The organism is Chryseobacterium sp. HNCC26DJ238 (assembly GCF_057180465.1).
The window spans coordinates 1-13,579 of record NZ_JBXUGI010000034.1; the positions used below are offsets into that span (position 1 = coordinate 1).

The window sequence follows — 13,579 nt, forward strand, 5'->3', positions numbered from 1 at the left end:
AATTTAAAATATAAAACTCCGACGAAAATCGGAGTTTTTTTGTGATTGAAATTAGTTGGCAATATACTTAAAATGGACAGGATTTATCTTTATATTTTACTGCTCACGGACGAATAAAATGTTTTTAAAGCAAATAATATTTTTCTTGTTTTAACGCATTCAAATATAAAGATGTCCTTTCATTTCAATATGTTTCAAATAATTAACGTGCACGGATGCCGCACACGCTAATTATTTTTCATTTAACTGTATTGTGGTTTTTACAGTAGAAGTTTATTTGTCAATACTTATCGCTTGATAACTTTTTCTGTTTTTACTATGTTATGGTCTGCATTTACTTTAATCATGTAAACTCCTGATGGCAGAGAAGAAACATCAACTGTACCTTTGTTATCATTGATGGTTTTAGTGAGAACCTGTTGTCCGCCAGCACTGTAAACTGTTACTGATAGAATCTTTTGATCGAAAGAGATATTCAGAATATGGCTTACAGGATTTGGGAAAATTCTGAGGTTATCTTTAGTTGCTGAAGTTTCTTCAACGGCTAAATTACTTGTAGGACATGCAAGCTGATTGAAGGTAAGTTTCTGAACAGTGGTACCATCGCCCAATTGTCCATAATTATTACGTCCGGCAACCTTTAAAACACCATTATCATTTAAAGATAAAGTATGCCATCCCCCTGTAGAAATTATCGTCATATTGTTGCCGATAGTTGTCCAATTAGATGTACTGGTGTTCGTATTGTTACCAAATGGCCCTGTACTGTTGTTCCCACTGGCAATCACATTTCCTGATGTTGTTATAGCTATTGTATTAAAATTACCTGTAAAAACTTTTTGAATTGCATCTGCTGCTAGCCAAGGAGTCCATCTGCTGCTTGTAGTTCCATCAGCTAATCCCCCGGATCCGTTAAATCCCCAAGTAAAAAGAAGTCCATTTGTCTTTCTTCCTGCAACATGCGAATCTCCTACTGCTATGTCTGCCCAATCGGTAGCAGTTCCTATTTGTTTTGGTAAAATACGATTTGTCGATGTACCGTCACCTAGCTGCCCGTGACCATTATAACCCCAAGCCCATAATGTCCCATCTGTTTTTATTGCCACTGAAAAGAATGTACCTGCTCCTACACTTTTCCAATTGCTTGCTGTTCCTATTTGGGTGGGTATAATTTTGTTTGTAGTTGTTCCGTCTCCTAATTCTCCGCTTACATTCATTCCCCATGCCCATAGAGTTCCGTTTGATTTTATTCCTAATGTATGAGATTCTCCAACTGCAATATCTTCCCAGTTAGTAGCTGTTCCTATTTTTGTTGGAATCATTTTATTAGTAGTTGTACCGTCTCCTAATTGCCCCATTATATTATTTCCCCATGCCCAAAGTGTTCCATCTGTTTTGATTGCTACACTGTATTTTGCACTTGCAAAAACTTTTTTCCAATTCGTTGCAGTTCCTATTTGAAGTGGGATGTTTTTTGCGACATTCGTTCCATCTCCCAATTGATTATCAATATTATCACCCCAAGCCCAAAGTGTACCATCTGTTTTTATTCCTAGTGAATGGTAAGAGCCTGCGCTAATAGCTTTCCAACAGCCAGTAGTGGCAGAAAGTGTTGTAAAAGATCCTCCTGACACCCAAATACTTTGACTTGATCCGCAGTTAGCTGAAACCCACCAATAGTAAGTGGTATTGGGTAACAAATTTGATATATTAGCTGTTGTAGAAGAATTTGCAGTACCTGACCCTGTCATTGTCGGACTAGTACTGTAAACATAATTATATCCTCCACTAGGTGCTGATGCTGAAGGAAGCCAGTTAAGAGTAGCTGTATTTGAAGTAATGTTGGAAGTATACAACTGGGTAGGAGGATTACAATTTACAGGACAAACTATTGATGTTAAATTCAGTTTATTTACAGTTGTACCATCACCCAATTGATACATCTCATTATTTCCGCAAACTTTCAAGAAGCCGTCTAAATCTAATGATAAAGTATGGAAGGCTCCCGCGGAAACCAATTGATGATTGCTGGCGTTTCCTACAGAAACCCAGTTCCTGTTCGTGGTTGTGTTATCTCCTAATTGACCGGAATTATTATACCCACAAGTAAACATATTTCCAGATGTTGTTATTCCTACAGTATGATGTGCTCCTGCATCAATACTTTTAACTTGATCAAATACTGCAGTTGGTGTTAAACTGTTTGTATTGTTATTATTACCCAGCTGTCCTTCATTATTTCTTCCCCATGTATAAAGTACTCCATTTGATTTTCTTGCTACAGAATGAAAATATCCTGCTGCAACATCCGCCCAATCTGTATCTGTACCAATCTGTGTTGGAGTATTTTTATTTGTAGTGGTACCATCACCCAATTGACCATTTTGGTTATTTCCCCAAGTCCAGAGGGTACCATTCGTTCGCAATGCCAACGAAAAACCATTTCCTGCTGCAATACTTTTCCACGTATTGACGGTTCCGATTTGAGCAGGTACGTTCCGGTTTATGGTTGTTCCGTCACCCAGCTGGCCTGTATTATTGTTACCCCAGCTCCAAAGTGTTCCATTTGTTTTTATGGCTAATGTATGTTCATTTCCAATTGTAATATCCAGCCAATCATTAGCTGTTCCTACCTGTACGGGATTATTTTTATTAATTGTAGTTCCGTCACCAAGCTGCCCTTGGCCGTTGTAGCCCCAAGCCCATAATGTTCCATTTGTTTTTATTGCGACTGAATACTGAGCGCCTGCAACTACTTTTTTCCAGTCTGTTGATGTACCTATCTGTTTAGGAGTTTGCCTCGTTGCCACAGTTCCGTCACCCAATTGACCATAAACATTATAACCCCAAGCCCAAAGTGTTCCATCTAATTTTATTCCCAATGAATGCGTTACACCTGCACTTACACTTTGCCAACATCCTGCAGGAGAAAGTGTTGTGAAAGATCCACCTGAAACCCAACTGCTTTGATTTGATCCGCAGTTAGACTTAACCCACCAATAGTAAGTAGTGTTTGGAGATAAATTGATTAAATCTGCCGAAGTAGCTACAGTATTACCATTTGGGCTTCCCATTGTCTGCGATGTACCATAGGCATATACATATCCTCCAGAAGGTGCCGTGGCTATTGGTGACCAGTTCAAAGTAGCTGTTGTAGAAGCAACATTTGAAGCAGACATTGGAGTAGGAGAAGCGCAAACAGCAGTACTTTGTGCCATTTTCACCAAACCAAGCTGTAATGTTCCCAACCAGATAGTTCCTGAACTTTGTGTTCTAACTGCACTAAAATAGTTATCTGGTAAACCTGAATTGGTATTTGTTGAAGTATAAGTAGTGCAATTTGTGAAATTTTGTAAACCAGATCCACTGAATCCGATCCAGACTTTGCTGTTACTGTCTACATCTAAAGCATTCAGCTGGTATCCTGCAAGACAAGAATTGCTTTGATATGTAAATGTAATATTGGTTCCGCTTGTTGTTAAGGTAACTAAACTGTCAGAACCTTTAACATAGATGGTATTATTAGCAATTCTCAATATTTTTTGAGTTCCCTGTGCTATGAAATTGAAATTGGTACCGTTAAATTTATACAATACACCATTATTTGTAATCCAGACACCATTATTACTGTCAGTTGCTACTGAATTCAGATTCGTTACAGAAGCATAAGTAGTCCAGGTAGTACCGTTGAATTTTGTAAGCCCTGAATCTGTTGCAACCCAAAGATTATTTTGTCCGTCAACCGCTATATCATTGATAGCATTGGTTGGTAATCCCGAATTGGCAGTCGTGTAATTCGTCCAAGTAGTTCCGTTATATAAGATAATCCCATTGGACTGAGAGGCGATCCATTTTCTACCTAAACCATCGATTTCAATTTTTAAAGTTGAATTAGATGCAATATTAGAATTGCCCGTATTATAATTGGTGAAAGTAGTTCCGTTAAAAGTTGATACACCATTGTAAGTAGCAATCCATAACAATCCGTTTGCATCGGTTTTAATGTCAGCAATATAATTGCTTCCTATTGCCGAATTTGAAGTGTTGTATGTTGTGTAACTATACGTTTGCGCAAAAACAGAAATTGAAATAAGAGTTAAGAGTAAAAAGTAGAGTTTTTTCATGGTTTTTAATAAGATAATTCTCTTCATATTTAATTTTCAAGAGTTTTTCCTACTCGTATAGCTTTTCGGTTTCGCTTCGTTTGAATGGTTTCTGAGCTCCATAAAAATATCGAAATGCAGAAAACATTTCAAAACTAAATTAATTGAAAAAAAGACTTAGATCAATGGATAGACAATGATTTTGAAAAGTATGTTTGATGATTAAATAATTCAATAAGTGCTATTGATTTATATTTCTAAAGAAATTTAAGAACTTAAAAATGTTTTAAGCTGTTGGAAACAATCAGTTTTGATAAATTAAAAGAATTAGTAAAGTTCTTCATGGTTTAATATTTTTCAATTAGTTTTTATTTTTTAGTGAAAACAACGTAATCATCGATATGACCCAATGTTGTGAACTGCAAAAATATGTTTTTTTTCCAATGTATCAAAAAAGCTTACAAAAAATTAGTCGATAATATAATAAGGATTATATCATTATGTAAAATATCAATTTTACTAGCTGCAGACAGATAATTAGATTGTAAAACAAGTAACGGTTGATTTTTTTTGTTTCAAAGCATTCAGATATATAATTATCTAAAATTATCAATAGAAAAGTGCTTTAGCTTATTTAAGAATGAAAAAAATCATTCGGCTTTAGCCAAAACTTAATGATTAAGGTCGGCAATAAGTTCTTTAAAATAATTCTCACATTTTGCAATATGGGTTCCATACCACGAAAAAGCCTCACCATCTACAATAATGATTTTCTTTTCAGGATACCGTTCTTTCAGTTCGGCAACATGTTTTTCTTTAAATGGAAAAGGTTCCGAAGAAAGCATGATGACCTCTGCTGAAGCTAGATCTTCAATCTGTATAACGGGATAGCGTTTTTGGTTTTTAAACAGATTGTCAAAACCGATTTCTGAAAGAATATTGTGAATAAATGTATCTGAGCCAACGGTCATGTATGGATTTTTCCAGATTAAGTAGGCCGCTTTTATTTTCGTACTGATTTTTGTTTTATTGAGAACGTCATATATTTTCAGGTTAAAAAGCTGGGCTTTTTCTTCCTGATGAAGCAACAGCCCCAGGTTTTTAACCAGATAATAGTTATCTTCGATGGTTTCTGTATTATATACAATGACTTTAAAATCTGCCATCAGGGATTCGACCTGTTCTTTTACATTTTCTTCTTTATTGGCTAAGATCAAATCGGGCTGAAGGTTTTTGATTTTTTCAATATTCAGGTTTTTTGTTCCACCAATAATTTCTACCGCTTTTACTTTTTCAGCGGGATGAATACAGAATTTTGTTCTTCCGATGATTTCTTTTTCAGTTAATCCCAAATCGAATAATGCTTCAGTAATAGAAGGTACAAGAGAAATGATTTTCATATACAGATGTAATTTTTTAAAACGTCATACTGATTTTGCTATGTGGATTCAAACGGCAACATCAATATTTTGAATTTCTCTAAATTACAAAAGTTTCCCGGTTAAGAAAAGTCCGGCAACAGAGAAATAAATGATTAAGCCGGTAACATCTACCAGAGTTGCTACAAATGGGGCAGAAGACGTTGCAGGGTCAAGTTTCAGCTTTTTAAGAATAAATGGAACCATAGATCCGGATAAAGTACCCCATAAAACAATCAGTACCAGGGAAACGCCGACACTTAAGCCTACAAAGATCCAGTGCAGTCCATAATCAAAGAAACCAGCTTTGTGCCATACCATAATTCTGAGAAAACCTATAATTCCTAAAATTCCTCCTAAGAACAATCCTGTGAAGATTTCTTTTTTCATGACATACCACCAGTCTTTAAGAGTGATTTCCTGTAAAGCCATCGCACGGATAATCAAAGTTGCTGCCTGGGAACCTGAATTCCCGCCGCTTGAAATGATCAGTGGGACAAAAAGAGCCAGTACAACAGCTTTTTGAATTTCGTCCTCAAAATATCCCATTGCTGAAGCGGTAAGCATCTCCGAAAAGAATAAAATAACAAGCCACATTCCCCGCTTCTTGACCATTTCCATGAAAGAAGTCTGGGTGTAAGGAAGATCCAGGGCTTCCAGTCCCCCGAATTTTTGGATATCTTCTGTATTTTGCTGTTCGATCTGATCCAGAATATCATCAATGGTTACAATCCCTACCAAAACACCTGCTTCGGTAATAATGGGAAGTGCGGTACGGTCATATTTTTCAAAGTACATCACAGCATCCTCTTTCGTGGTGGTTGTGGTAATGGCGACAAACTGATTATCGGTAATTTGTGAAATCAGGGTGTCTTCTTCAGCTAAAAGTAAACTTCCCAAAGCAATGTCGTCGATAAGGCGGTTTCTTTCATCAACCACATACAGGTGGTTCATGGTTTCCACTCTTTTACCGACCTTTTTAATTTGCTGAAGGCAGCGTTTGATCGTCCATTCTTTTCTTATCTGGATATAGTATGGGGTCATCAGACGTGCAATCGAATCAGAATCGTACCCCAGAAGTTTCAGGGCAATCCTTCGTTCCTGAGGATTGAGGTGATTGATGGAGTATTTGATCAGTTCATCAGGGAAATCTTCAAAAAGTGAGGTTCTGTCATCCGGAGTCATGGCATTCAGGATTTCTGAAACCTCATCACTTCCGATACTTCTGATTGTGTCTTCCTGGAAATCAGGATCCAGATGCGAGAAAACATCAGCTTTGTACTCCTTCGGAACCTTCAAAAAAGCCAGCAGCCTTTCGTCAGCGTGAAGTTCGCTGAGTCTTTCTGCAATATCGGCCGGATTAAAGGTAAATTCGTCTGTATGATTCAAAACCTGTATTTTTTGGATATGCAAAAATAATTTAAATTTTTAAGAAAAGAGAACGATATCGGAAATTTAAGGATTTGTTAAACATTAAAAACCGGCTTCAGAAGAGGGTTTCTGCTTCCGCAATTCTTTTAGAATGCTTTTCATGGCACCATTCGTGCCTATCTTAATAGAGTTTTCTGCAGAACCTAAAAGACGCATGCTTTTGCGGTACGTATCATAATCGGATGAAGCGATGAAATTTCCTTCAGCATCAAAAAGTTTCATGCTTACGATGACCTGATTGGAAAATACGTATTTTCCCAAACCAACCTTAAAATATTTTACTTTAGGAACAATGACAAAGTCGGCTTCATTATTTTTACTGTATTCAAGAATCGTTTTAGAATCTATGCTGTCATACGAAACATGAATATCTGACCTCATCATTTTGTTTTTTCTGAATCCGCTCAGTTTATCAGAAACCGCACTGAAAAATGCGTTGTTCGTAGGTTCCTTGATTTCTTCGAGGTCAGGTTCCACTTCCGGGTTGAAGTAGAGTATTTTTTTTATTTTATCATGAGTATGTGCTTTCTGTGCTTTAACAGAAGAGATACTGAGAATGAAAACAGTGGTTATAGCAGTGTAAAATAGAATTTTTTTCATCTTTTTGAAGGCTGTAAAATTACTGTCTTTTAATGGGATAACATAATTTTATTATGATTTTTTTAACATATTTTTCTATCATTTTTGATTTATGATATCAATAATGTTGAAAATGATATCCGGTACAGGTTTTTTCTTCAGTATCTTATCAAATATGTCTCCAAAAGTTCTGAATGACAGTATTTAAATTAAAAATTCAAAAATACAGAATGATTATGGACATTGAATTTAAATTCAAATTGTTTTTGGCAGGTAAAAAAATAATCGTACTTTTGCACCCGTTACATAATAATCATTAAACAATATTGGAATGTACTTAACAACAGAAAAAAAAGCAGAAATTTTCGCAAAACATGGAAAATCTGCACAGGACACAGGAAGCGCTGAAGGACAGGTTGCTCTTTTTACTTTCAGAATCAACCATTTATCTCAGCATTTAAAGGCTAACCGTCACGATTTTGCTACTGAGAGATCTTTGGTGAAATTAGTAGGTAAGAGAAAAAGTTTATTAGACTATCTTAAGAAAAAAGATATTTCAAGATACAGAGCAATTATTGCTGAACTTGGTTTAAGAAAATAATCTATCCGATTTCCAAAATAAAAAGCAGTTTCGAAAGAAGCTGCTTTTTTTGTTTTTGGTTTGCGAAAAAACAGTTAAAAAGATAAATTTCAGGTAATTCAGTTAAAGTTCAGGGACAATTTTGAGCTGAAAATTTAATAAATCATTATAATACATTATCTTTGCCAACGAAATTTAGACGAAATATAAATAATTAAAGCGCTTAATACGGAGTGCAACACTAAACAATTTATGAGTATACCTCAAGCAATTACAGAAACGATTATCCTTGCAGACGGCAGAGAAATCACAATTGAAACAGGAAAATTGGCAAAACAGGCTGATGGTTCTGTAGTCGTAAAAATCGGCGGAACAATGCTTTTAGCAACGGTCGTAGCCAGCAAAGAAGCAAAAGAAGGTGTAGACTTCTTACCATTGACTGTAGATTACAGAGAAAAATTCTACGCAGGCGGAAAGATCCCCGGAAACTTTTTCAGAAGAGAAGCCAGACCTTCAGATCAGGAAATCCTGACCATGCGTTTGGTAGACAGAGTTTTAAGACCGTTATTCCCTGAAGATTTCCATGCGGAAGTTCAGGTAATGATTTCATTGATTTCCTATGACGGGAAGTCAATCCCTGATGATTTGGCAGGCCTTGCTGCATCTGCAGCGATTGCCATTACCGATATTCCTTTCAACGGACCGATGTCTGAGGTAAGAGTGGTAAGAATTGACGGAAAATTAGCAGTTAACCCTAACTATGAAGATCTTAAACTTGCTGACCTTGATATCATGGTCGGGGCAACTAAAGATTCTATCGTAATGGTGGAAGGTGAAATGAAAGAAATTTCTGAAGCAGAAATGCTTGAAGCGATTACTTTTGCTCACGAAGAAATTAAAAAACAGGTTGAAGCTCAGGAAAGATTGGCTGAAAAAGTAGGCAAATCATTACCAAAAAGAGAATACAGCCACGAAAATCACGATGAGGCCATCCGTGAGAAAGTGTGGAAAGAAACCTATGATAAAGTATATGAAGTAGCAAAAATTCCTTCAGGAAAAGAGGAGAGGGGTGAGAAATTCAAGGCAGTTTTGGCTGAATTCTTATCTCAATATGTAGAACATGCTGAAGAACTGGAAAGAGTAACTCCTTTCGCTAAAGTATACTTCCATGATGTGGAAAAAGAAGCGATGCGTCAGATGATTTTGAATGACAAAATCCGTCTTGATGGTCGTGATCCTCAAACGATTCGTCCGATCTGGAGCGAAATCGATTATTTACCGGGAGCTCACGGTTCTGCAATCTTCACAAGAGGTGAAACGCAATCTTTAACCGCTGTAACTTTAGGCTCAGTAAAAGATGCGAACATGGTAGACAGCGTAATGGTAAACTATGACGAAAGATTCTTCCTACACTATAACTTCCCACCGTTCTCAACGGGTGAAGCAAGACCTTTAAGAGGAACTTCAAGAAGAGAAGTAGGGCACGGAAACCTGGCTCAGAGAGCTTTGTCAAACATGATCCCAGAAGAAAATCCTTATACCATCCGTATTGTTTCTGATATTTTAGAATCAAACGGTTCATCTTCTATGGCAACTGTTTGTGCAGGAACTTTAGCATTGATGGATGCCGGTGTTCAGATCAAGAAGCCTGTTTCCGGAATTGCCATGGGATTGGTAACCGATATTAAGACCGGGAAATTTACAGTACTTTCAGATATCTTAGGAGATGAAGATCACTTGGGAGATATGGACTTTAAAGTAACAGGAACTGCTGATGGAATCACAGCCTGTCAGATGGACATCAAGATCCAGGGATTGTCGATGGATATTATGGAAAAGGCACTTCTGCAGGCCAGAGACGGAAGATTACATATTCTTGATAAATTGAATGAAACCATTTCTGCTCCAAGAGAAGACGTGAAACCTCACGCTCCGAAAATGGTGATGTTGGAAATCTCTAAAGATTTCATCGGTGCGGTTATCGGACCTGGTGGAAAAATCATTCAGCAGATGCAGAAAGATACGGATACGGTTATCGCAATTGAAGAAGTTGGTGAAATCGGTAGAATTGAAATTTCCGGTGTCAGCAGAGAGAAAATCAATGAAGCGATTGCAAGAATCAACGAGATTACTTTTGTACCGACTGTAGGTGAAGTTTACCAGGGGAAAGTAGTGAAAGTAATGGATTTCGGAGCATTCGTAGCAATTGCTAAGGGAACTGAAGGCCTTCTTCATATCTCTGAAATCGAATGGGCGCGTCTGGACAAAGTTCCTTATAAAGAAGGAGACGAAGTTGAGGTGAAGTTTATGGGTTATGATGACCGTAAGAAAATGAAACTTTCAAGAAAAGTTTTATTGCCAAGACCGGAAAGACCGGCTCAAAAGCCGAGACCGGAAGGACAGGTAAATCCTGAAGGTAAAGACAAACCGGGTGAGCACAAGCCTTTGAACGAACCACAGGACTAATCATCCGGAAATATATAGAATCCCTCTCTTGAGGGATTTTTTATTTTAATTATGTCAGATATTTATTTACATTTAAATCCTGAACTTGATATAAAACCTATTTTTTAAACCACAAAAGTTTACGAATTTTCAGCACAATGTATAAGATGAATTTTTTCAGGTTTTTAAAATCATAAAGAATCGGTTCTTTCAATTTTATTTTCTTGTTCCTTGTGGTTAAATAGATCTAAAATCTAATTTATAAATTATGAAAAAGCTTTTTATTCTTTCACTCATCGCTCTATCAGCTATCAGTTTTGCGCAAACCGTTAATGACGTTCCTTTAAAAGATATTGATGTAGATTACGTTCAGATCATTGGAACAGGCCGTTCTCTGAGTACCAAAGTAAATGTAGAAATTGATTTCGGTCAGGAAACAAAATCGATCTCTTTTAAAAATGGGACCAATATCAAAGATGAGCGTGGACGAAATGTGAAATTCAACTCAATGATGGATGCTCTGAATTTTATGTCTGCGAACGGATATTCCTTTCAGTTTGCGTACACAGCCAATAATGAAAAGGATGAAGCGGTTTATTATATTTTAAAAAGGAAGGACAAATGAGCAGATTAACATCATCAGTTTCAGGACGGTTTCGGTTTATGAAATAAACTGGAATTCAATTATTTAAATAATTGTCTTCAAAATCCATAGAATTGTCGTATATTTGCAGTATAATTAAGAAAAAGGTTTCTGCTTTTCTCAGACTGATACAGTTTAGAATACTCTTTATTCCTCAGTTTTCAATATTCTGACTGCCGTTTTTTACTTTTATTTTAGATAAATATCGGTACCGGCAATACGAATCACTACAACTGATCAACATTCAGAATACCTTTTACTTCTTTTCAGGGAAAGTAGTGACAGAAGACAGTCAGATCAATTTCCCGGTAACGATCATAAATTCTAAAAAATTTATTATCTTAATGCAGCAGAATCATTGGAAGAATTCAACAGGAAATCTTTTTATGATGATCAGTAATACCCTCTGATGAAACGGACAAAAAAAATCATCAGAACTTTAAATTCAGAATAACAATTAATATAAAATAATATATGGCGGATTCTTTCTCAAAAAAAGAAAACTTTAAGAAAAAATTACAGAAGCAAAAGGAAAAAGCGATACGTCGCGAAGACCGAAAAAACAGCAATGACAAAGGTAAAAGTCTTGATGATATGATTATGTATGTAGATGCAAACGGTCAATTGACAAGTACACCTCCGGATAACTCTAATGCAGAAGCTATCAGTTTGGATAATATTCAGTTGGGTGCAGCACCGATACAGGAAGAAGATCCGATCAAATCAGGGATCGTTACTTTCTTCAGTGACAAGGGATACGGATTTATTACAGAAGATAATTCTAAAGAAAATGTATTCTTCCACAGTAACAACTGTATTGATATCATCAAAAAAGGAAACAAAGTATCTTTTGAAAAAGAAAGATCACCAAAAGGTTTCTCTGCGATCAATATCAAAATCATCAGATAGTTTTACACTAGATATAAAAACAGACCGTCTCAGCAATGAGACGGTTTTTTGTTTTAGCTGTAAAGATTTTCCCTTATTCCGATCAGAATTCTGGTGGTCTTCTCCAGATCAGGATATTTCGGTAGAGCAGATGTGGAGTGATAATGGTCAATCGACTGAATTAAGTCCTCCGCTTTCTTCATAACAGCATCGTATGACCAGTTTCCGGCTTTGATATCTAACAGTTCTTCCCTGTTATCTACACGGATCTGTAAGGAACCGGTTTTGAAAATCTGTTCACATGACTGTAAAAGACGAATAGTGTGCATCATGTTTTTACTGTCATAGTTTTGTCCGTGGTTTTGGTTGACGTTGTAGCGGTCTTCATTTCTTTCTGAAACCCATTTCCAGTATTCACGGTAATCTTTGCAGTAAGTGGAGTAGGCGTCAAGATTACAAAACAGGTAAGCGATACATTTTTCTCCCTTAGGAACGGATGAAACAGAAACCTGATTGGCTTCTTCATTCTGAATAATTCCTTTATATCCGAGATCTCCCGATTCGTTATAGAAAATAGCAAACATTCCTTTGGTATTGTCGATGTTTACCAATCCGCATTTTTCTTGCGAAAGACCACTTTCCTGAAGCCATTTTTTGAGTGGAATTGAGCCGTTGTTTTCTAAAATATAGCAAAAATCAAGAATCGATTTTCTTTCCTTTTCAAAAGGATTTAAAATCTTTTTGTTGAGCCCTTTTGCCTTTTTGATTTGTGAAATAGCATACCCTGCAAAAGTGTCTTTACACAGTTTAGAAAGAAAATCTTCAGGTTTCAGCAGATCCATTAATGGATTTTTTTGCTGAATAAAGTCTTCAGGACTTGCCAGCATTTCGAGAATATTCGGATTATTCTTCTGTAACAATTCCACAAATCTTCCGATCTCATAATATGTAATATCATTCGTTTCATTGGAGATTTGCGGAATATAATTTAATCCGAAAAAATCATCTTTCGGTAAATAATATATTCCACGGATGTCTGTGTCTGAGTTTTCCGTTGCGAGCCCGAAAGAACGGCTTCCTGATATGGTTTGGAAGAGAATGAGGTTTTTATCTTTTAGGGTTTGGATGGTCATAATTTAAATGTGAATACGTCACCAATTTATTATTTTAATCTATAACTGATAAATTTCAGCGTAGATATCTTCCACAAATCATAAAAGTCGCGAAAAATGTTCTGAAACATTCCATTTGCTACAAAATGATTTAAATGACAGATGAATTAATCAATGTTTTTTTGCGTTGTTTCTGTGCGTAAGGCATAAAGTAAGGAGATTCTTCATTCTATTATTTTTTCTGCCTCTATTTCTTTTAATTTATCTACTATTTTTGGTGTCATTGTTTTTTGTTTTTAATTAGAATTTATGCTTTAAGTCTGTCATCCTATGTTTGCAAATCAATAAATTTAAGGAATAAACAAAGAGAAGTTAGGGTG

The 13,579-nt window shown here is 36.2% G+C and carries 9 protein-coding genes; 4 read left to right on the top strand and 5 right to left on the bottom strand.

Annotated features, from left to right (window positions below):
• Positions 1-287: 287 nt before the first annotated feature.
• The 4 genes from AC2A07_RS19315 to AC2A07_RS19330 all read right to left on the bottom strand — a co-directional run bounded on the left by AC2A07_RS19315 (position 288) and on the right by AC2A07_RS19330 (position 7,552).
• Positions 288-4,124 carry an RCC1 domain-containing protein gene (locus tag AC2A07_RS19315; RefSeq protein WP_484051743.1) on the bottom strand — a complete coding sequence of 1,279 codons (3,837 nt, stop codon included), beginning with the start codon at positions 4,122-4,124 and terminating at the stop codon, positions 288-290.
• Between the two features lie 650 nt (positions 4,125-4,774).
• Positions 4,775-5,503: an ABC transporter substrate-binding protein gene (locus tag AC2A07_RS19320; RefSeq protein WP_484051744.1), complete on the bottom strand. Its 729-nt coding sequence runs from the start codon at positions 5,501-5,503 to the stop codon at positions 4,775-4,777.
• Positions 5,504-5,587: 84 nt separating this feature from the next.
• Complete coding sequence (gene mgtE, locus AC2A07_RS19325) at positions 5,588-6,910, bottom strand: magnesium transporter (RefSeq protein WP_484051745.1); 1,323 nt, start codon at positions 6,908-6,910, stop codon at positions 5,588-5,590.
• Positions 6,911-6,994: 84 nt separating this feature from the next.
• On the bottom strand, positions 6,995-7,552 hold the full coding sequence (locus AC2A07_RS19330) for a pyruvate decarboxylase (RefSeq protein ID WP_484051746.1): 558 nt from the start codon (positions 7,550-7,552) through the stop codon (positions 6,995-6,997).
• Positions 7,553-7,862: 310 nt separating this feature from the next.
• Here AC2A07_RS19330 and rpsO point away from each other — a divergent pair, with 310 nt between their 5' ends.
• The 4 genes from rpsO to AC2A07_RS19350 all read left to right on the top strand — a co-directional run bounded on the left by rpsO (position 7,863) and on the right by AC2A07_RS19350 (position 12,108).
• Entirely contained in the window at positions 7,863-8,132 is a 270-nt protein-coding gene (gene rpsO, locus AC2A07_RS19335; protein ID WP_314497021.1) for a 30S ribosomal protein S15, read from the top strand.
• A gap of 231 nt (positions 8,133-8,363) precedes the next feature.
• Positions 8,364-10,577 carry a polyribonucleotide nucleotidyltransferase gene (locus AC2A07_RS19340; protein ID WP_314497024.1) on the top strand — a complete coding sequence of 738 codons (2,214 nt, stop codon included), beginning with the start codon at positions 8,364-8,366 and terminating at the stop codon, positions 10,575-10,577.
• A gap of 247 nt (positions 10,578-10,824) precedes the next feature.
• The gene (locus tag AC2A07_RS19345) at positions 10,825-11,181 is read left to right on the top strand and encodes a hypothetical protein (RefSeq protein ID WP_484051747.1); all 357 of its coding nucleotides are present in this window, start codon (positions 10,825-10,827) and stop codon (positions 11,179-11,181) included.
• Between the two features lie 492 nt (positions 11,182-11,673).
• Positions 11,674-12,108, top strand: a complete 435-nt coding sequence (locus AC2A07_RS19350; RefSeq protein WP_314497029.1) for a cold shock domain-containing protein — start codon at positions 11,674-11,676, stop codon at positions 12,106-12,108.
• A gap of 53 nt (positions 12,109-12,161) precedes the next feature.
• Here the strand turns inward: AC2A07_RS19350 and AC2A07_RS19355 are convergent, their stop codons facing one another.
• Entirely contained in the window at positions 12,162-13,220 is a 1,059-nt protein-coding gene (locus AC2A07_RS19355; RefSeq protein ID WP_484051748.1) for a nucleotidyltransferase domain-containing protein, read from the bottom strand.
• Positions 13,221-13,579: the final 359 nt, after the last annotated feature.

Excerpts from the sequence above, each read along its gene's own strand:
- AC2A07_RS19315 (WP_484051743.1), bottom strand. The coding sequence starts at position 4,124 with ATGAAAAAACTCTACTTTTTACTCTTAACTCTTATTTCAATTTCTGTT.
- AC2A07_RS19350 (WP_314497029.1), top strand. The coding sequence starts at position 11,674 with ATGGCGGATTCTTTCTCAAAAAAAGAAAACTTTAAGAAAAAATTACAG.
- AC2A07_RS19345 (WP_484051747.1), top strand. The coding sequence starts at position 10,825 with ATGAAAAAGCTTTTTATTCTTTCACTCATCGCTCTATCAGCTATCAGT.
- rpsO (WP_314497021.1), top strand. The coding sequence starts at position 7,863 with ATGTACTTAACAACAGAAAAAAAAGCAGAAATTTTCGCAAAACATGGA.
- AC2A07_RS19355 (WP_484051748.1), bottom strand. The coding sequence starts at position 13,220 with ATGACCATCCAAACCCTAAAAGATAAAAACCTCATTCTCTTCCAAACC.
- AC2A07_RS19330 (WP_484051746.1), bottom strand. The coding sequence starts at position 7,552 with ATGAAAAAAATTCTATTTTACACTGCTATAACCACTGTTTTCATTCTC.
- AC2A07_RS19340 (WP_314497024.1), top strand. The coding sequence starts at position 8,364 with ATGAGTATACCTCAAGCAATTACAGAAACGATTATCCTTGCAGACGGC.
- AC2A07_RS19320 (WP_484051744.1), bottom strand. The coding sequence starts at position 5,503 with ATGAAAATCATTTCTCTTGTACCTTCTATTACTGAAGCATTATTCGAT.